Genomic DNA, 19,640 nt, shown 5'->3' with positions numbered 1-19,640 from the left:
GGTTTTATCTGACCGGTATTTGGCTTATTTTCCGAAGCCCGCTGTACTGACTATTTGGAGACGCAATGGACATGCCCTCAGCCCAACAGGCTATCGCCAGTAACAAAGACGCCTGGGATGCATCCGCCGAACTGCACAAAGGCACCGCTAACTGGAAAGCACTGCTGGAATCGGTTGCGCTTGCCGATTTTTCACGCCTGGACCCCACCATTACCGCATTGCTGCAAGACGTCGGCGTTGCCGGCAAGGACGTGGTGCAATTGGGCTGCAACAACGGGCGTGAAAGCCTGTCGCTGTTCAGCCTGGGCGCGCGCTCCGTGGTGGGTGTGGATCAATCCCGCGCCTTTCTTCAGCAAGCGCAGGAACTGGCTGAGGTTTCGCCCCACAGCCCCGAGTTCATTGAGGCCGATATCTATCAGCTACCCGAGCGTTTGCACGGGCGCTTTGATATCGCCTTGGTGACCATTGGCGTCTTGGGCTGGATGCCGGATGTGGCGGCGTTCATGCAGCACGTGGCGAGCACACTCAAGCCTGGTGGCACCCTGGTGATCTACGAGACTCACCCGTTCCTGGAGGTGTTCGACCCGCTGGCCGCCAACCCGCTGCTGCCCGTCTCGTCGTACTTCCAACGCGACCCCTTCGTGCTGCAGCAGTCGATTGTCTACGAAGGGCTGGAAGAGATTGCCGGGCCGACGTCCTATTGGTACGTGCATACCCTGGGCAGCGTGGTGAGCGGGGCGATTGCGGCGCACTTGCAGATCGAGCATCTGCAGGAATACCCGCATTGCAACCGCGAGGAACTGTATGAACAGTACGAGCATCAGGCGGCCCAATTGCCGCTGTGCTTTACCTTGACCGCCACCAAGCGCCGCACCTGAGCGGTTTGCGCAGGCGCAAAAAAAAGCCCGCGAGGAGAGGCGGGCCAAGTGATTCACTGGAGTAGGTAGGCCTCACCCTATAGGCCGAGAAGTGAAGGCCATGTGAAAACCGTGTCGCAACTTCGGATGGGGGCGGATCAACCTCTGCGCACAAAACTGCGCATGGTTTGCCCTGGCCCGGTGCTGAATTCCGTCGGCCGGGGCATGCCTTCATCGGCGGCGATAAACACAAATTCGTCGCCGTCCAGGCGATAGCTGGCGGGCAATTGTTTGCCGGCGTCTTCGCCGATGGAATCCACCCAGGTAATGCTTTTTGGCGTGGTCGTGCTGTCCAGGGAAAAGTGACCCGCCAGCAATACCTCGCCGCTCGTCGTGCGCACTTCAAAGCAGTCGCCGGTGATGGTGGTCAGGGCACCCGGTGCGCTGTGGCCGTCGATCGGGTTGAGTACACCGCTGTCTTCGAGCGCGGTTTGTTCCCAAGTGCCTTGCAGCGCTTGATGATCGGCGTGTAACAGAGCTGACATACAAAATCCTTTTTGTTGAGGGTTGTTTCCGACAGTGCACCATGGCGTCTGTCTCGAGACAAGCGCATGTGTTGATCCAGCACAAAGCGTGGACAGCTTTTCACAATTCTTAGTTAACCTTTGGTTACAAACTGTGGCTAAATAACTGCCAATGGCGCTGAACCGGTGGTCGCTGAGCCGGTCGTGCCGCCTATATGTGAATTGTGATTTCAGGTGCTGCTTATCCAATCCTCGGCCGTTGTGGGCACGCAGGAGCAGCCTGTTTTCTCTACTGACGTGTGACGAATCCCTTGAAACTCATCATTGTTGCTCTCTACGTTGCCTCCATTGCGTATGTTCACCTGCGTGGTCGGGTGCGACACAAGCTGGGTCGCCAGCTTAGCGATCACTCGACGTTCCTGGCGCCGATCAATTGCTTCCTTTACCTGTTCTCCAAGCAACCCAGTCGCCCGTTTCTTTCGCCCAGTGACTTTCCGGACCTGAGCCCCCTGCAGGAAAACTGGGAGCAGATCCGTCAGGAAGGCCAGAACCTGATGCGCATGGGCGAGATCAAGCGCTCGGACCAGTACAACGATGTGGGTTTCAACTCGTTCTTCAAGTCTGGCTGGAAGCGTTTTTACCTCAAGTGGTACGGCGACAGTCACCCGTCGGCGATGAAGCTGTGCCCGCGCACCACCGAACTGGTGCAAAGCATCGGTTCGATCAAGGCGGCAATGTTCGCCGAGTTGCCACCGGGTTCCAAACTGGTGCGCCACCGCGACCCGTACGCGGGCTCTTACCGTTATCACTTGGGCCTGGATACGCCTAACGATCCTGGCTGCTACATCAACGTGGACGGCGAAAGTTATTACTGGCGTGACGGCGAGCCGGTGATGTTTGATGAGACCTACATTCACTACGCAGAAAACACCACGCAGCAGAACCGCATCATTTTGTTCTGCGATATTGAACGCCCGATGAAGTACCGCTGGGCGGCGGCGTTCAATCGCTGGTTCAGCCGTAACGTGATGGCGGCGGCGGGTTCGCCCAATGATGATGGCGACAAGACCGGTGGCCTGAACCGCGCGTTTACCCGCCTGTACAAAATCCGCCTGCGTGGCAAAGAGCTGAAGAAGCGTAATCGCGCGCGCTACTACCTGGAAAAATGGGCGATTTTTGCCGGCTTGGCGCTGATCTTTATCCTCATCTAAACCACCCTCGGGCGCGAATCACTGCGGTGGTTTCGCGCCCAGCTTGTCCCACATCTTCTTACTGATCTTCTGCCGGTTGGCATAACCGGCCCACGGGTCGCCCTTCAACTTTTCCAAGCGCTCGTGCAGGTTGGCGACTGTCCACTGCTGGGCGCCGCGTAAGCCGTTCAATTCCTCGCGACTCACCGGCACTGACACCGGCAGGCCTGGGCGTGCCCGCACCGAATAGGCGGCCACCGTACTCGCGCCCCGTGCGTTACGCAGATAGTCGATAAAGATCTTGCCCACGCGATTCTTCGGCCCGGAAGTGGCGGTAAAACGTTCGGGCAACTGCACGGCCATGAACTGGGCGATGGCCTTGGCGAAGGCCTTCACCGTGTCCCAGCCATCGCGACGCGCCAGTGGCACCACCAAATGCAAGCCTTTGCCGCCGCTGGTCTTGGCGAACGCCTGCAACCCCAACTCGTCGAGCACTGACAGCGTCAGTTGCGCCGCCTCCAGCATGGCTTTCCACGGCAGCGCCGGGTCTGGGTCGAGGTCGAGTACAAACAGGTCGGGGGTTTCGATTTTGTCGGTGGTCGCGCCCCAAGTGTGCAATTCCATGGTGCCCATCTGCACGGCGCCGATCAGGGCATTGCTCGTGTCAATTTCCATCAAGCGCGCATGGCCCGGGTCGAGTGCCTGGTCCAACTGCTTGATATGCGGTATGGCCAGTCGCTCGGAATGCTTTTGGAAGAACTGTTCGCCTTCGATGCCTTGCGGTGCGCGCAGCAGCGACACGGGCCGGTGCTGCAGAAACGGCAGTATCCACTCGCTGATGCTGTTGTAGAAGTCTGCCAACTGCTGTTTTTGCGTACCGCTTTGCGTGTCGATCACGCGGTCAGGGTGGGTGATGTTTACGCCGCTGCTGATGTTTTTCTTCGCGGTGGCGGTCTTGGTGACGGACTTGGCGGTGCGCGGCAGCTCATGAGTGATCTGCGCCACCGGTTTGTCGGTGCGCAGCGCAATGAACGACGCTTGGCGCACGACACCTTCGCGGGTCCATTCGGCGAAATTCACCTCGCCCACAAGCTTGGGTTCAACCCACTGCACGCCGCGCGCCTGGGCGCTGGTCAACGGCTTTTCCAGCGGTGAGGTTTTGCGTTCCAGGGGCGTGAGTTGCGCATAGATAGTCTTCAGCGCCGTCTGATCAAAGCCGGTGCCGACACGTCCGGCATACACCAGCCCTGAATCATCATTCACCGCCAGCAGCAACGCGCCGAAGCCGCTGCGTGAGCCCTGCGGCCGCGTGTAGCCGACAATCACGAATTCCTGGCGCAAACGACATTTCAGTTTGATCCAGTCGGCATTGCGGCTGGACACATACGCGCTGCCGACACGTTTGCCGATCACGCCTTCCAGCGCCAGGTCGCAGGCACTTTCGAAGATGTCGCGCTGGTTGGCGGCAAAGGCTTCGGAGAATCGCAGCAGTTTGCTGCGGCTGCCGGACAGCGCGGCTTTGAGAGCGGCGCGGCGTTCCTCCACGGGTGTTTTGCGTTGGTCCTGCCCGTCAAGAAAGGGCGCATCGAACAGGTAATACACGATGTCCAGGCTGCGGCCGATATCAAAGGCATTTTGCAGCGCCTGGAAATCCGGCAGGCCATCGCCGTTAAGGCTGACCACTTCACCGTCGAGCCAGCTGTCCTTTAGCTTGAGGGCTTGCAGGGCTTTGACCTGGCGCGGCAGGCGGTCAGTCCAGTCATGGCCATTGCGCGTGAACAGGCGTACTTCGCCGTCGCGGATGCGCGCGAGCATCCGGTAGCCGTCGAATTTGATTTCGTACTGCCAGTCGCCGTCCGGCGCGCGATCAACCAGGGTCGCCAGTTGCGGGGTGAATTGCTCGGGCAGGGCAGTGATTTGCTTGGCGCCAGGTGTTTGTTTGGCCGGCGCTGCTTTTTGGCGTTTCGCAGGCTTCTTGGGCGTGCCGACCGAGGCGTCGCTGAGCACGCTTTTCGGCTCGGCCTCGACGATGTCGTAGTCATTGGAGGGCCGCGCCTGCAGGTCCTTTTCCTTGATCAACAACCACTGCTCCTTGTCGCCGCTGCCTTTGAGGCGGGTGCGCACCAAGGCCCAGTCCCCGGAGAGCTTTTCGCCGACCAAGGTGAATTTGAGTTTGCCAGCGGCATAGGCCTTGTGCGGGTCCTCATGCGGCTGCCACACGCCACGGTCCCACACGATCACATCGCCGGCGCCATATTGGCCGGCAGGAATACTGCCCTCGAAATTGCCATAGCTCAGCGGGTGGTCTTCCACGTGCACCGCCAGGCGTTTCTGGGTCGGGTCCAGGCTCGGGCCTTTGGGCACCGCCCAGCTCTTGAGCACGCCATCAAGCTCCAGGCGAAAGTCATAGTGCAGGTTGCGCGCGTCGTGTTTTTGAATCACGAACGACAGCGCCGACGCCTTGCGTTTGCCCCCTGGCGCGCTGCCGGCGGGCTCTGCAGTGATCTCGAAGTCGCGTTTGCGGTTGTATTCGCTCAGGGGCTTGGCCATGGCGTTCTCCGGCTAATGGCGGGCTCAAGAGGCCTTTTTGGTGGATTTTTTCGCGGCAGGCTTTTTCGTCGCACTCTTGGTCGCCGGCTTGCCGGCCAGGCTGCGCTTGAGCAGCTCGGTGAGGTCGATGACATCCGCCGATTTACGCTCTTCACTGCCTTCCTGGCTTTCCACGTCTTCGATTTTGCCGGCCTTGGCCTTCTTCGCCACCAGCGCCATGATCTTGTCCTGGAAGCTGTCGCGGTACTCGTCGGGCTGCCAGTCGGCGCTCATGTCTTCCACCAAGCGCTTGGCCATGTCCAGTTCGCCTTTGGCCAGGCTGGGTTTGGTCACATCACTGCCCAGCTCAAGCTCGTCCAGGCTGCGCACTTCGGCGGGCCAGCGCAACATCACCAACACCAGCGCAGAGTCCAGCGGCATCAGCGCCGCCAGGTGCTGCTTGGTGTGCAGCACCACATTGGCGAGGGCGACCTTGGCGGTTTTTTTCAGGGTTTCGCGCAGCAGCGCGTAGACCTTGCCGCCGCGTTTGTCCGGGGCCAGGAAGTAGGGCGTGTCGATGTTTTGCAGAGGGATCTGGTCGGCGGCGACAAAAGCGATGATTTCGATGGTCTGGGTCGACTTGGGGTGGGCCGAGCGAATCTCGTCTTCACTGAGCACCACATAGCGGCCTTTCTCAAAGGCCACACCCTTGACGATGTTCTCTTTGGTGACGTCCTTGCCGGTGGTTTTGTTGATGCGCTTGTAGCCCACCGGGTCCATGCTGCGTTTGTCCAGCCAGTCAAAATCAACGCCTTGGGAGGACGTGGCTGAGACCAGTGATACCGGGATATGGACCAAGCCGAAACTGATGGCGCCTTTCCAGATTGCCCTTGGCATGCCTGCGATTCCTTGAGAAGAGACTGTGTTCTGGTGACTCGCAGGCGTTGGTAAAAGTTTCGATGAGCAGATGCGCGGACAGATTGTGTTACACCTGATGAGAAACTATTTAGTGTCGAAAGCCGAACCCAAGGCGTAGCGTGTTATCGAAAGCACGTACAACTCGCCCCAGAGAGGCTTTGTGATGAACAGCTGTGTGCGTTATCTCACCGTACTCGCGTTGGGCCTGGCCATTGCGCCATTGGCCCAGGCGCAGAACCTGCCCGGCACCCACGACACCAACAACAGCCCTATTCATCGGGCCAACCCGAACAGCATGCAGGGCACCCAGCCCAATGCACCGGCCGTTCGCGGTATTCAAACCGGGCCGACCAGGCCCGCACCGACCGTGGAAAACGGCGGCATCGGCAATCGCTATCCGACGCGTAATGCCGCGCCGAGCCGTCCTGCCACCGACACCAAAGCGCCCACTTACGATGCCAACGGCAATCGCCGGTAAGGATTCCGTCTTATGTTTCTACGCAAAACCCTGCTAGCCGCTCTATGCGCAACCACGCTGCTGCCACTGGCCGCGGTGTACGCCGCCGATGCCCAGCAATTTCCGAGTGAGCAAGGCAGCATCACCGCGACCCCGATCGCCAAAGGCCTGGACCACCCTTGGGCGGTGGCGTTTTTGCCGGACAAACAAGGTTTCCTGGTGACCGAACGCCCAGGCCATCTGCGCTTTGTGAGCCCCGACGGCAAGCTGTCCGCCCCGTTGACCGGCGTGCCGCAGGTGTGGGCCAAAGGGCAGGGCGGTTTGCTCGATGTGGTGCTGTCGCCCGACTTCAAGCAGGACCGCATGGTCTACCTGTCGTATGCCGAAGGCGGCGGCGAGGGTGGCAAAGCCGGCACCGCCGTCGGGCGTGGGCGGTTGGCCGATGACTTGAGCGGCTTGAAGGACTTCAAGGTGATCCTGCGCCAGGAGCCCAAGCTGTCCACCGGCAATCACTTCGGCTCGCGCCTGGCCTTTGACCGCGATGGCTACCTGTTTGTGACGCTGGGTGAGAACAACGACCGGCCGACCGCCCAGGACCTGGACAAGCTGCAAGGCAAGGTGGTGCGGATCTTCCCGGACGGCCGCGTGCCGGATGACAACCCGTTCGTGGGCCAGCAGGGCGTACGCCCCGAGATCTGGTCCTATGGCCAGCGCAACCCGCAAGGGCTGGCGTTGAACCCGTGGAGTGGCACGATCTGGGAAAACGAACATGGCCCACGTGGCGGCGATGAAATTAACATCATCGAGCGCGGCAAGAACTACGGCTGGCCACTGGCGACCCATGGCATCAATTATTCGTTGACGCCGATTCCCGAAGCCCAGGGCAAGACGGTGGAAGGCACGGTGGCGCCGCATCACGTCTGGGAAAAATCACCGGCCATCAGCGGCATGGCGTTCTATGACGCCGACCGCTTCAAGGCGTGGCAGCACAACCTGTTTATCGGTGCGTTGGCCAGCCAGGAGTTGATTCGCCTGCAGTTCGATGGCGATAAGGTGATTCATGAAGAGCGCTTGTTGGGAGGCTTGAAAGCACGCATTCGCGATGTACGGCAGGGGCCGGATGGCTTCCTGTATGTGCTGACCGATGAGGATAACGGCGTGCTGTATCGGGTGGGGTTGAATCAGGACTAAGCTTGGCAACAAGCTAATGTGGGAGCGGGCTTGCTCGCGAAGGCGGCGGATCAGCCAATGCATCTGTTGACTGACACACCGCCTTCGCGAGCAAGCCCGCTCCCACATTTTGATTTGCGTGAGATTCAGAGGCCTAGTTCGGACAACCCCGGATGATCATCCGGGCGCCGGCCCAGCGGCCAGTGGAACTTGCGCTCGCTTTCCTTGATCGGCAGGTCATTGATGCAGGCAAAACGGTTAGCCATCAGGCCATTCTCGTCGAACTCCCAATTTTCATTGCCATAGGAACGGAACCAGTTGCCGGAGTCGTCATGCCACTCATAGGCATAACGCACGGCGATACGGTTACCGGTGAACGCCCACAATTCCTTGATCAACCGATAGTCCAGCTCCTTGGCCCATTTGCGGGTCAGGAAACCTTTGGCTTCTTCACGGTTATGCGCGAATTCAGCGCGGTTGCGCCACTGTGTGTCCAGCGTATAGGCCAGGGACACCCGTTGCGGGTCGCGGGAGTTCCAGCCGTCTTCAGCCAGGCGAACTTTCTCGATAGCCGACTCACGGGTAAACGGCGGCAGGGGCGGGCGTACTTCTGTGTTAGGCATGGAGCAGCTCCTGGAACAGTAAGGGATTGTCGAAAGTTGCATGGCTTGTGCGTTCAAAGCCCCAATAACGTTCGCGCCATGCATTGCGCATTATCAGCGGCGGTTGAATCGCCCATCACCAGGGCAACGGTAATGGCGCCATCGATCAGGATCAGCAGTTGCGCGGCCTGCTTTTCGGGGTCGGGGGTGCCATGTGCTTTACACAGTTCGAGCGCGTACTCGAACAGTTTCTGTTTATGCGCTTTGGCCAACAGGCGCACCGGGTTGTGCGGGTCGCCCGTTTCGCCACTGGTATTGATAAAGGCGCAGCCGCGAAAGTCCGCCGAGCCAAACCAGGTTTTCAGGGCACTGAACAGTGCCAGCAGGCGCTCGCCACTGCCTTCGCTGCGTTGCACTTCGCTGCGCAACCACTGCAGCCAACGCGCGTCGCGGCGTTGCAGGGCGGCAATCACCAACTCATCTTTATTGGCGAAGTAACGGTAAATACTTTTGCGCGAGACCCCGGCGGTTTTCACCAGTAAGTCCATGCCGGTGGCGGCGATGCCATGGCGATAGATCAACTTCTCGGTGACGTCGAGGATAATGTCGCGGGTGTCATTGAGGGTCATGTCGTTCATGCTGAAGACAGTAGAATGATCGTTCTCCTTGGTCAATTAACTTTTCGCCTGTTTATCGGCGAGACCTGAGCAGCCCCATGGTGTAAGCTCGGGGCCTCTTCGGATTCGACCCATTGCGAGCCTTATGCCGTCGTTCTTCAAACGCTCCCTGTTACCTAAACTGCGCGGTTTTCCACTGTCTCCCGAGGCCATTGAGGTGCTGTCCGGCGCCGCGGCGTTTCGTGGTTGCCTGCTGGAAAAAATCCCCCAGGCCACGCGGCGTATCTACATCGTTGCGCTGTATTTGCAGCAGGACGAAGCGGGCCAGGAGATCTACGACGCCTTGCACGCCGCCAAGGCTGCACGGCCTGAGCTGGATATCGTGGTGGTGGTTGACTCGTTGCGTGCCCAGCGCGGCCTGATCGGCGCCGGCAAGCAGCCGGGGAACAGCGCCTGGTATCAAGCCATGACCCAAGCCCACGTCAGTGAAGTGCCGGTGTACGGCGTGCCGGTGCAAACCCGCGAGCTGTTCGGCGTGTTGCACCTCAAGGGTTTTGTGATCGACGACAGCGTGCTGTACAGCGGCGCGAGTCTGAATAACGTGTACCTGCACAAGTTCGACAAGTACCGCTATGACCGTTATCACCTGATCCATAGCCAACCGCTGGCGGATTCAATGCAGCACTTGGTGGAGCACGGCCTGATCACCTCCAAGGCGGTGCATCGCCTTGACCTGCCGAACCCGCCCACCACGCGCAGCTTGCGCAACGACATCGGCGACCTGCGCAGCCGCCTCAAGCATGCCGCCTACGACACCACCACGGGGCTGTTGCCCAATGGGCACATGTCGGTGAGCCCATTGCTCGGCGTCGGCAAGAACAACCCGTTGAACCGGGTGATCCTCGAACTGATCGCCAGCGCCCAGCATCAACTGACCATCTGCACGCCGTACTTCAACCTGCCGCTGCCGGTCACCCGTGAAATCAACCGCGCCCTGGCACGCGGCGTGAAGGTCGACATCGTCGTCGGCGACAAGACTGCCAACGACTTCTACATCCCGCCCAGTGAGCCGTTCAAGGTGATCGCGGCGTTGCCCTATTTATACGAGATCAGCCTGCGCCGCTTCGCCAAACGCCATCAGCCGATGATTGAGACCGGCCAGCTGAACCTGCACCTGTGGCGCGACGGTGACAACACCTATCACCTCAAAGGCATGTGGGTCGACCAGCGTTACACCTTGCTCACCGGCAACAACCTCAACCCGCGGGCCTTCCGCCTCGATCTGGAAAATGCCTTGCTGATCGATGACCCGCAAGGCCAGTGGCTGCAGCCACGGCGTACCGAGCTGGCGCAAATTTTCGAGCACACCACGCGCATCGAGCGTTACCAGCAGTTGCAGACGCTGGTGGATTATCCGCAAGCGGTCGGCAAGTTCCTGCGGCGCGTCAGCCGGGTGCGGATCGAGCGGTTGTTGTACCGCATTTTGTGATGTCGGCTAGTCGGCCTGGTTAAGGTTTTGCCTACAGGCTGAACGAGAGGCTACCTCGCACTGTAAACCCGCCATTGCGCCAAGCCATTTGGGGCGGGACGTTGGCCCAAGCCTGGCTTGACCGGCCCTTTGCCCGCGACAGGCATCTGATTGCGCTCGAACCTCCTTGTAGGCTTTCTGCCCACGAAGCTCCCTTCAATGCATTGAGAGTTTACCTACACACATTCTTCGTGTTCCTTCGTAGGATCTTTGTTCGAGGTTCTTATGGACAAGAACTCTTGCCACTCATTGGTATAGAGAAATTGAAAATGTCGAACATCACGCTCAGCCAACAGGCGCACAGGGTTAATTTATCGGTGTTGCCTGTCACACAAGCACCTGTCGCTGATTCTTTATCCGACATCGCGGCTCGCGCCAAGCGCAGCCCGGCGCCTGCGTCGACCACGGCGCAAACCTCCCCGTGGACACTTCAACCTTTACCGACACCTTCAACTGAAGCTTCTTCTGCCGCCGATCGTTGGCTTCTCGAAAGGCGGGGCGAGCCCCACACACGTCATGCGGCGCACACCAAAGTGCAACTGCAGCCCGCAGCAACCATTTTTCCGCTCTTTGATGCTTACCGGCGCGCGCTGAATTCGCCTGAGTTACGGGCCTGGTTCCAGAGTAAAGGCATTGTGCTGTCGTCGCTGGTGGTTAAGCCCGACTCCGTCAGCGGCAGCGTGGCCAAAGACGACGTGAGCAGCGTGCAAACCTTTACCACTCATGATTTGACGGGGTGGTGGCAAGCCAGTGCGAAGTTGCGCGCCGCTGTGCAAGCCCTTGATCCCGAGGGCAAGGGCCTACCGTACGTTCACCAGGACGCCGATACCTTACCGCTTGACTCGGTTTTACGCTGGTACTCGAGCCCTTCTTCCCTCGATACGGCCGGTGTAGCGCAGGCTGGGCAGGGGCCATCAATGGCCGACGGGGCTGCGCTGACCCCTGCCAACAAGGCAGTGCTGGAGCATCGGGTGCAAAAGGCGAGGCAAACCATTGATGCCTTGGATGATCGCGCTCACTTGGCACACACGCTGGCAGGCCTTGTCGCAGGCAAGGGCGATGCTGAAAAGGTGTCGCTGACCGATCTGAAAGTGCAACTCAGCGCCACCTCGACGCTGGCCCGCGACGCGGCGGGCAAGGCACCGATCGCTGACGTCTTGCAATCCTATGGGGTGCCGCAACCGAATACGGTGGGCGAGCTGCGTAATGCCCTGCGCTGGCTCAAGGCAGTTTTGCCTTCGCCGCCACTTCATGGGAATTACACCTCCAACCTGCTATCGAAAAAATGGTCGCCTGGAGCCATGTCTGACGCCGACAAGCACTATTTGATCCAATTGAACAATCATGAGGATCCAAAAAAGTCGAGCGCCTACAACCTCCTGGCCGCGTTGGATGTTGAGAATAGTATTCTCGATCGTTACTCACCCATCGTGCTGCGCACTGGAGCTGACCGCTTTCTCGACCAGTTACTCAGTAACGATCAGACGTTGCATTGGGGCGAATTGTTCGCCCAGGAACAGGGTTACCACGGGGCATCCGGCACGACACAGCTTTCGGACGATGAACGCAGGCAATGGTTAATCGCCGCGATCAAGCTACAGATTGATCCTGACGCCCCTGGGCGTGCGGGGACCATTGCCGACTACGACATCTATCAGCCGGGTAACAGCGGGCGCAGCCTGGCCGAGGTGCGCACGGAAATCGAAACCCATTTGAAGAAAAACCCACTGCTCAACCCCAAGGCCGCGCCGCTCGTGGCCCATCTGTTCCTGGCAAGTGTGGCGCCTGAGTTTCTGGTTCGGGACGTGCCCACCACACTGCGCGTAGGCACCCCGGAATGGGCAGACTTACGCCTGGGTGTTGCAATTGCTGAGCACCTGGGGGGGCCGGGGGCATCCCGCGTCATGAGCTACAAGGACCTCATGGCCCTCACTCGGCTGGACCCGCGCACACCGGAAGAGGCCGCTGTGCTCGATAACTATGGCGTCGATGCAGTGCTGGATTGGGGCTTGATGCAAGGGGTCTACGCCCAGCCCGCGGACGGGCTATATACACCGCAGATGCATCAGGACGCCACTGAAGCCCTCAACGCCCAACAAGCTCAACTTCTCAGTGCTTTTAAGCATTTTAATGAGGTGCTGCCTACTCGAGAAGACGTGGCGATCCAAAACTTGCAACTGGTGTTTCCCGAGTACAGCGTTAAACAATTGAAAGCGATGAGGGTGCACATTGCAGACCTTGACGTGATTCGCAATAAAAAGTTGTCGGAGCCGGCCACTCGCCCTCTGATAGAAACGTATATGACCGGCGATCTGCCCAAACAACGCTGGATGCTATTACTGCCAGGGGAGCAGATACCCGAACCCGCGAAGCAGAAAACGCCCTATGACATCAACCGAGGCCTGAGCAAGGAACAACTAGAAGCTATCGACAAAAACGTTAAGGCATTGAAAGCCAGGACCATCGACCTGCCGGATGTGGAGACCCACTTGTCCGCTGAGGTCGATACCTATCTGAGCGGCCTCAAGCGGGCCTTGAGCGTCTTCACGAAGCGGATGATTGCGAACCTGCCACTGCCTGTTCGCCAGGCCCTGGAATTTGGGACCGTCAAAGTACTTGCTTTGCGTGAAAACGTGAAAGACGTGCCCACGATAGACCTGACACCTGAGCTGAAGGAGGAGCGACGCGGGCGCAAAGGTTCATTGATAACGTGCGAACACCTGGGTGTGACCCGTGTTTTAGAGGTGTTCCCGGATAAAATGCTGATCGTGGAGCGTAACGACCTCGTGGGCGAACTGAAATTGGGCGGTACCCTGGAAAGCTACCAAAATACGTTAGGGCCGTTCGCGCCCTCAGACCTTCAACGGCATATTGGGGACGAGGTCCCGATTGATTTCACAGCGTATAGCACCGACGCTTTGCCCAGGCATGGTGTGAAGTCGCCGGGCATCATTATCGAACAGTTGGGTGAGACCTTGATTCCACCACCACCGACTGTGCCGGAAGTTAAAGAGCCCGTTGTCCCCGACAGTTTTTTTTCGGAACGGACTGAGGCGATTGTCGACCGGATAATGCAGGGCAATTTTGTCCATCATCGCGCCAGCGTGTGGAAGATCGCCCGAGGCGAGTTGCCGTTGGAGCAACAGCGCGAGGTATTGAAGAGCAATGATCGTATTTTGCTCGGTATGATCCCCTTTGTCGGCGCAATCGTGGATCTGGCAAACGGCAAGATTATCGAGGGTACGCGAGGGCTGATTATCGATACGGCTGGCGCTTTTCTAGGGGGCGCAGGCTCAACTTTGAAACCTTTTGTCAAAGCCACAAAAATGGTTGCGCCCTTCGGCGCCAAGGCTATGCGGGTACTGGAACGCGGCGTAAGCGTCGTCAACGGCTTTTTGAATCCGATTGCAGGCTCTGCGGAAATTATGGTGGGTGCTACGAGAGGGGTCATTGCCCTGCCGAAAGTGTCGAAAATGGCGTTGAAACCATCACTGTTGGCGAACATAGGGTCTGCAGAGGAAAAGATGCGCACCTACCTCAATGCGACATCGGCGTTGAACCAACTCGGAACCGACCAGGGCGGCGGAGAACAGCCCGCCACTCACAACGGGCACAATAATAACGTGCCTGTTAATGCGGTGCAGGTCGGTGAGTACTGGTATGAGACTAACCCGGCCACCGGCTTGCCGCTTGGCACGCCGTTGACGGCGTATAAACCATTGAACGCGACGAATGTATAGCACCCCACCGATGGCTGACGCCCGAGCCATGTATACGACACACCGTGTACATGGCTCGGCGTTTCTATCAGTTCAAGCCCAACTTGCCACGTAGCATCGACAGGTCTTCAGCCAACGTATTGACTGGACCTACCAGCGCCTTACGGTCGTTTTCCTTCACTTTGTCATAGGTCTCAAAGCCGCCATCCTTGGTTTTGTACTTGGCCAGGATCTTGTCCACGGCGGCAAAGTTCTTGTCGACCTTGGCCAGGAAGGCCTTGTCTTGTTTCTCGATCTGACCACGGAACAGGTCGACGATTTTCTTCGCGCCGTCGATGTTGCCCTGGAAGTCATACAGGTCAGTGTGGCTGTAGCGGTCTTCTTCACCGGAAATCTTGGTGGCGGCGACTTCTTCCAGCAGCGCTGCGGCGCCGCCGACGACTTTCTCTGGCGGGAAGGTCAGGCCATCCACACGGGTTTTCAGGTCGTTGACGTCGGTGTTGAGCTTGGCGGTCAGGGTTTCCAGGCCTTTGGTGGTCTTCTCGGAGAACAGCACGTATTCGATGCGGTGGAAGCCGGTGAAGTCTTCGGCGGTCACGCCTTTTTCGTGGTCGTCCACGCGTGAGTCGATGGACGCGTCGAGGTCGCTGAACAGCTCGGCGATCGGCTCGATGGACTCATAGTGCACGCGGGTTGGCGCGTAGAGCTTCTGGGCGGTCGCCAGGTCGCCTTTGTTGATGGCGGCGGTGAACGCCTGGGTCTGGGTGACCAGCTCACCGATTTCTTCGGTGACGTAAATTTTGTAGTCCGACACCGGGCCTACCAGGTCCAGCGGCGCCGTAGCGGCGAACGCTGCCAGCGGCGAAAGGGTCATTAACAACGACAACGCGATAGTCGACTTCTTCATGGGACGTTTTTCCGCTCTGGTGTGTTTTAGGTGTTGGCAGTGGTTTGAGGGTGCGTTGCAGTGAGCAGCGTGCGGCCAATGAAATCCGCAGGCCCGGTGACCCCCGGCAAGGTGAAGAAATACCCACCGCCGACCGGCTTGAGGTACTCCTCCAGGGGCTCGCCGTTGAGCCGGGTTTGCACGCTGATAAAGCCTTTCTCCAGGTCAGCCTGGTAGCAGATGAACAACAGCCCCATGTCCAGCTGACCGTTTTTGTTGACGCCGTTGGAGTAGTTGAACGGCCGACGCAGGATCAGGTTGGCCTGAGTCTGCGGGGTGCGCGGGTTAGCCAGGCGGATGTGGGCATCGAGCTTGGTCAATTTGCCTTCCGGGTCCTTGCTGTAATCAGGCACCTGGGTTTCTGTGTCGCCATCCATGGGTGCGCCGGTGGGTTTGACGCGGCCAATGATGCTTTCCTGCTCTTGCAGTGGCGTACGGTCCCAACGCTCGACGAAGTTGCGGATGATGCGCACGGCCTGGTAGCTGCCGTTGGCGGCCCAGGCAGGCTCGTCGCTACCGGGCTGCACCCAGACAATCTGGTCCATGGCTTTGGCGTCGTTGGAGTTCGGGTTGGCCGAGCCGTCACGAAAGCCGAGGAAGTTACGCGCGCTCTGGGCCGGCTCTCCAGGCTTGGCAGGCGCCTGCGGTGGCACGCTGCCTTCCTGTTTCCAGCGCACCAGCAGCAGGTCTGGCAGGTTCTTCACGATGTCGCGCAGGGCGTGGATATTGGTGTCCGGGGTGTTCGAGCTGAACTGCAGGCTCAGGTCGCCATGGCACTGCGCCGGTTCCAGCGCATCGTTGGGGAAGCCGACCATACGGCTCAGGCGCTTGGGCTTGACGGCGGTGAGGCCAAAGCGCTCATCGAACAGCGATTCGCCGACGGACACGGTGATGGTCAGGTTGTCGGGGGTGACCACCGGGCCAAGGATGCCGGAATCGGTGGGCGGCAGTTTCGGGTCGACTTGCGGCACGGTGCCGCCGGTCATCAGGAACGCTATGCGCTCGTTCAGGGTGCGGAACAGGCGCTCCAGGTCTTCGCGGTCGCTGGCCAGCACGTCAAACGCCACGACCATGCCGCAGGCCGGGCGCGGGGTGACGATGCCGCTCTGGTGCTTGCCGAAAAAGTCGTGATGGTCCTGGGTTTTGTCACTGCGCGGTGCCGTGGTGACTTGCTCGGCCGCAGCGGCGATGGCCGGGCAGGTCAGGGTGCTGCCGGCAATCGCGGCGCCGGTGGCTGCCATGCCCAACAGGACACGGCGACGTTGCGCGCAAAACTGTTCTGAATCACTCATGTAGTAGGTCGTCTTCACTGCAGGCCGGAAAGGCCAAGGGCGGGGTCGATTCCATCGAGTGCAACGGCCAGAGCCTTGGCCTTGTCGGCGATCTGCTTGCGCTGATCGGCCGTGACGCTGTCGTAGCGGCTAAACTTGCCGTCGACTTTCAAACTATCGAGCTGGGCATCGAAGGCGGCGAGGGCGCTGTCGATTTTGGGCAGCAAGTCAGCCGCGGACTTGGTCAACAATGGGCGCATCAACTCCACTACCTTGTGGGCGGCTTCCAGGTTGGCAGCAAAACCGTTCAAGTCGATGTGGCTGTAGCGCTCCTCTTCACCGTTGGCGGCGCGCACGTCCGCCAGGCTGTTGAGGTTGCGTATCACAATGCTCACCAGTTGCTCCGGTGGCAGCGACTGGGCCAGCAACTGTTGCTTGAGCGTGGTGACATCGGTGACCAGGCGCTGGGCAATCGGCGCCAGGCCATCGAGGCTGCGCTGCTGGAACAGGCTGTATTCCAGGCGATGGAAGCCGCTGAAGGCTGGGTCTTGCTCGCGCTTTTCAAAGTAATCGGCGCGGGCGTTGATCGCGTTATCCAGCTCGGCCAGGCGTTGCGATGCCGGCGCCAAGCGCTGGTAAGCCTCACGCGCCGGCGTATAGAGGGCCTGCGCCTGGGTCAAGTCGCCGGCCTCAATGGCTTGCTGCAGGGCGGTCACAGCCTTGACCAGTGCACTGCCTTGGCCGCTCAGGTACACGCGAAACTCCGACAGCGGGCCGATAAACGCCACCATCGAGGGCTTGGCTTTGGCCTGGGCGTCGGACTCTGCGGTTGGCGTCACGTGCAACGTGCCGCGCGGGTTGCTCAGCAAGCCGCAGGTGATTGCATAGTCGCCGGGCAACAGGTTGGCGTTGATCACCTGGCTCAGGCCGGGCGCGATGTTTTCCCGCTCTTCGATCACCAGCACGCCGTCGAGGATTTCCCACTCCACCGCCCGGTCGGAGCGGTTGATGATGCGGAAACTTGCGCGCCCGGCAGGCACGGTAATTTCGTTGGGTTCACAGGCGTGACCATGGATCGTCACGGCGATTTCATTGTGGTTGGTCTGGCGTTTGGCCGCAGCCAATTGCGAGGCGTAATAGAACAGCGCGCCAGCGGCGATCATCACGACCACCGAGCCTGCCACCGCCCAGCGCAAGGCGCGGGAAGGCGGAGCCGGTTGAGGGGTTGGGTTGGACAAGAGGCGGTCCTTAATGGCTGGAAACAGAAGAGGTATTGGCGACTGGCTTGGGTGGGGCAGAGGGCAGGAAGAACATCACCAGCGCCACCACCAGGTAAATCAGATAAGCGCCCAGCGTGCTGACGGTCGGCGCATCCTGATAGCCGAACATCCCGGCCAGCACCGAGCCCAACGGGCCATCCATCGGCAGCGTCGCGCTGAAATCGAACAACACGGTTTGCAAGTGGTTCCACACCCCTGCTTCGTGCAGGGCTTGGACCGAGTTGGCGAGAATGCCGGCGGCGACCACCAGGATGAACAGGCCGGTCCAACGGAAGAACGCACCCAGGTTCAAGCGCATGCTGCCGGTGTAGATCAGGAAGCCGACGATGATCGCCAGAATCAGGCCGAGCAGGGCGCCAATCGGCGCGCCCGGGCCTTCGCTCTGCTGGAACACGGCGAGCAGGAAGAACACCGTCTCCAGGCCTTCGCGGGCCACGGCAAAAAACACCATGGCGATCAACGCGATCACCTGGTGCCTGGAGCCGGCCAACGCATGGTCGAGGGATTCGTGCAGGGCGTGCTTGATGGAGCGCGCTACTTTGCGCATCCAGAACACCATGGAACTCAGAATGCCGACGGCGACCAGGCCGACCACGCCTTCGAACAGTTCCTGTTGTTTTTGCGGGAATTCAGCGCTGACCAGCTCCAGGCCACCGCCTACCAGCAAGGCCAGGGCGGCGGCGAGGAACACGCCGATCCACACGGCGGGCATCCACTGGCCGCGGCCGGTCTGTTGCAGGTAACTGGCGATGATGCCAACGATCAATGCTGCTTCAATGCCTTCGCGCAGCATGATTAGAAAGGGAACGAGCATTCGGCACCGCATCAAGGCTGGAAAGGATGCTAATTTGTAACATAATGATACTCATTACTAAACAGGCAATATTGACCTTTGCTGAACCGCGGCTGAACGGTGGTGGCGAAGCGCAACCGCCCTTATGATGCACCCCATCTTTTTAGATAAAGCCGAACAGCCCACTCCCATGTCGGAAAAAGACACGATCTCCATCCACCTTGTGCGCGAAGCCTTGCTGCAAAGCTGTGCGCCTGGGGCGGCCACGGTTGAGGCGTTGAGCAAAGTCGGAATTGCCCCGGCCTTGCTTGAGCACCCCGACGCCCGTGTGCCTGCCAACGCCTATGCGCGCCTCTGGCGCTTGTTGGCTCGGCGTATGGATGATGAGTTTTTCGGCATGGACCCGCGCAAGCTCAAGTCCGGCAGCCTGGCGTTCCTGTGCCGCGCTGCGATGGCGCAACCGAGTCTGGATGCCGGGCTGGAAACCGGCTTGGGGTTTTTGTCGTTGATGCTGGAGCAGATGCCCGCCCAACTGGTGCGCCAACAAAGCCTGGCGGAAATCGTGTTGCTCGAACCCGAGCCTAAACGCGCGTTTACCTATTTCACCTACTGGATGATCGTGCACGGCGTTGTCTGTTGGCTGGCAGGCCGGCGAATCCCGATCCTGGCCATTGAACTGCGTTGTTCGCAGCCGGACTTCTGTGACGATTACCGGGTGATGTTCTCCGACAACCTGCGCTTTGACCGGCCGCGTACCCGCATGATTTTTTCCGCTGACTGCCTGGACCTGCCGATCAAGCGCAGTGCGCCAGAGCTCAGGCGTTTCCTGGCCCATGCGCCGGCCAACATATTGGTCAAGTACCGCGACCCTGCCAGCCTGGCTAACCGTATCAAGCACGACCTGCGCCAGATGCCGCCCGACACGTGGCCGGAAACTGAAGGGTTGGCTGCGCGTTTGTGTATCTCCGCCTCGACCTTGCGCCGCCGTCTGGCGGATGAAGGGCAGACCTATCAGGGGCTTAAAGACAGCGTGCGCAAAGAGCTGGCGATTGTCTGGCTGGCTGAGCCGCAGATCAGTTTTGCCGAAATTGCCGTGCGCTTGGGGTTTGCCGACGCGAGTTCGTTTTATAAGGCGTTTCGTAAGTGGTCGGGGTCGAATCCGGGGCATTATCGTAGTTTGATTCTTAATGGGGCAGGTTGAAAGTGTCGAAAAAAGGGACAGCCTATGTTAAAGAACTG

At 59.6% G+C, this 19,640-nt stretch carries 16 protein-coding genes; 7 read left to right on the top strand and 9 right to left on the bottom strand.

Going from position 1 to position 19,640, the window contains the following annotated elements; genetic code table 11:
• Nucleotides 1–65: 65 nt before the first annotated feature.
• Nucleotides 66–878, top strand: a complete 813-nt coding sequence (locus ACA065_RS16235) for a class I SAM-dependent methyltransferase (RefSeq protein ID WP_497690552.1) — start codon at nucleotides 66–68, stop codon at nucleotides 876–878.
• 137 nt (nucleotides 879–1,015) lie between these two features.
• Here the strand turns inward: ACA065_RS16235 and ACA065_RS16230 are convergent, their stop codons facing one another.
• Nucleotides 1,016–1,402 carry a TIGR03067 domain-containing protein gene (locus ACA065_RS16230; protein ID WP_497690551.1) on the bottom strand — a complete coding sequence of 129 codons (387 nt, stop codon included), beginning with the start codon at nucleotides 1,400–1,402 and terminating at the stop codon, nucleotides 1,016–1,018.
• A gap of 290 nt (nucleotides 1,403–1,692) precedes the next feature.
• On the opposite strand from ACA065_RS16230, the gene lpxO reads away from it, so the two are divergent.
• Complete coding sequence (lpxO, locus tag ACA065_RS16225; protein WP_497690550.1) at nucleotides 1,693–2,592, top strand: lipid A hydroxylase LpxO; 900 nt, start codon at nucleotides 1,693–1,695, stop codon at nucleotides 2,590–2,592.
• 18 nt (nucleotides 2,593–2,610) lie between these two features.
• On the opposite strand, the gene ligD is transcribed toward lpxO, so the two are convergent.
• Complete coding sequence (gene ligD, locus ACA065_RS16220) at nucleotides 2,611–5,121, bottom strand: DNA ligase D (protein ID WP_497690549.1); 2,511 nt, start codon at nucleotides 5,119–5,121, stop codon at nucleotides 2,611–2,613.
• Between the two features lie 24 nt (nucleotides 5,122–5,145).
• Nucleotides 5,146–5,997, bottom strand: coding sequence for a non-homologous end joining protein Ku (gene ku / locus ACA065_RS16215; RefSeq protein ID WP_497690548.1), 852 nt, complete (start codon nucleotides 5,995–5,997; stop codon nucleotides 5,146–5,148).
• A gap of 184 nt (nucleotides 5,998–6,181) precedes the next feature.
• Between ku and ACA065_RS16210 the strand changes: the two genes are divergently transcribed.
• On the top strand, nucleotides 6,182–6,496 hold the full coding sequence (locus tag ACA065_RS16210) for a hypothetical protein (RefSeq protein WP_497690547.1): 315 nt from the start codon (nucleotides 6,182–6,184) through the stop codon (nucleotides 6,494–6,496).
• Nucleotides 6,497–6,508: 12 nt separating this feature from the next.
• The gene (locus ACA065_RS16205) at nucleotides 6,509–7,666 is read left to right on the top strand and encodes a PQQ-dependent sugar dehydrogenase (RefSeq protein WP_497690546.1); all 1,158 of its coding nucleotides are present in this window, start codon (nucleotides 6,509–6,511) and stop codon (nucleotides 7,664–7,666) included.
• A 125-nt stretch (nucleotides 7,667–7,791) separates the two neighbouring features.
• Here ACA065_RS16205 and ACA065_RS16200 read toward each other — a convergent pair whose 3' ends face one another.
• Together ACA065_RS16200 and ACA065_RS16195 are read right to left on the bottom strand one after the other, a co-directional pair.
• The gene (locus ACA065_RS16200) at nucleotides 7,792–8,268 is read right to left on the bottom strand and encodes a nuclear transport factor 2 family protein (RefSeq protein WP_497690545.1); all 477 of its coding nucleotides are present in this window, start codon (nucleotides 8,266–8,268) and stop codon (nucleotides 7,792–7,794) included.
• 53 nt (nucleotides 8,269–8,321) lie between these two features.
• Entirely contained in the window at nucleotides 8,322–8,885 is a 564-nt protein-coding gene (locus ACA065_RS16195; protein ID WP_497690544.1) for a TetR/AcrR family transcriptional regulator, read from the bottom strand.
• A gap of 124 nt (nucleotides 8,886–9,009) precedes the next feature.
• Between ACA065_RS16195 and pssA the strand changes: the two genes are divergently transcribed.
• Together pssA and ACA065_RS16185 are read left to right on the top strand one after the other, a co-directional pair.
• Nucleotides 9,010–10,353 carry a CDP-diacylglycerol--serine O-phosphatidyltransferase gene (pssA, locus tag ACA065_RS16190; RefSeq protein WP_497690543.1) on the top strand — a complete coding sequence of 448 codons (1,344 nt, stop codon included), beginning with the start codon at nucleotides 9,010–9,012 and terminating at the stop codon, nucleotides 10,351–10,353.
• Nucleotides 10,354–10,661: 308 nt separating this feature from the next.
• Complete coding sequence (locus tag ACA065_RS16185) at nucleotides 10,662–14,132, top strand: hypothetical protein (RefSeq protein WP_497690542.1); 3,471 nt, start codon at nucleotides 10,662–10,664, stop codon at nucleotides 14,130–14,132.
• A 67-nt stretch (nucleotides 14,133–14,199) separates the two neighbouring features.
• Here the strand turns inward: ACA065_RS16185 and efeO (ACA065_RS16180) are convergent, their stop codons facing one another.
• Genes efeO (ACA065_RS16180) through efeU form a run of 4 tightly spaced genes read right to left on the bottom strand, consistent with a single transcriptional unit; the run spans nucleotide 14,200 to nucleotide 18,422 of the window.
• Nucleotides 14,200–15,018, bottom strand: coding sequence for an iron uptake system protein EfeO (gene efeO / locus ACA065_RS16180; RefSeq protein ID WP_497690541.1), 819 nt, complete (start codon nucleotides 15,016–15,018; stop codon nucleotides 14,200–14,202).
• Nucleotides 15,019–15,044: 26 nt separating this feature from the next.
• Entirely contained in the window at nucleotides 15,045–16,349 is a 1,305-nt protein-coding gene (gene efeB / locus ACA065_RS16175) for an iron uptake transporter deferrochelatase/peroxidase subunit (protein ID WP_497690540.1), read from the bottom strand.
• Nucleotides 16,350–16,363: 14 nt separating this feature from the next.
• Complete coding sequence (gene efeO, locus ACA065_RS16170) at nucleotides 16,364–17,566, bottom strand: iron uptake system protein EfeO (RefSeq protein ID WP_497690539.1); 1,203 nt, start codon at nucleotides 17,564–17,566, stop codon at nucleotides 16,364–16,366.
• Nucleotides 17,567–17,576: 10 nt separating this feature from the next.
• Complete coding sequence (gene efeU / locus ACA065_RS16165) at nucleotides 17,577–18,422, bottom strand: iron uptake transporter permease EfeU (RefSeq protein WP_497690538.1); 846 nt, start codon at nucleotides 18,420–18,422, stop codon at nucleotides 17,577–17,579.
• A gap of 169 nt (nucleotides 18,423–18,591) precedes the next feature.
• Between efeU and ACA065_RS16160 the strand changes: the two genes are divergently transcribed.
• Nucleotides 18,592–19,602 (top strand): AraC family transcriptional regulator, encoded by a 1,011-nt coding sequence (locus ACA065_RS16160; protein ID WP_497690537.1) that lies wholly within the window; start codon nucleotides 18,592–18,594, stop codon nucleotides 19,600–19,602.
• Nucleotides 19,603–19,640: the final 38 nt, after the last annotated feature.

Source organism: Pseudomonas sp. LBUM1640, assembly GCF_059716225.1.
The sequence above is the reverse complement of the archived record's forward strand: the minus strand, read 5'-3'. Positions and strand labels throughout refer to the sequence as shown.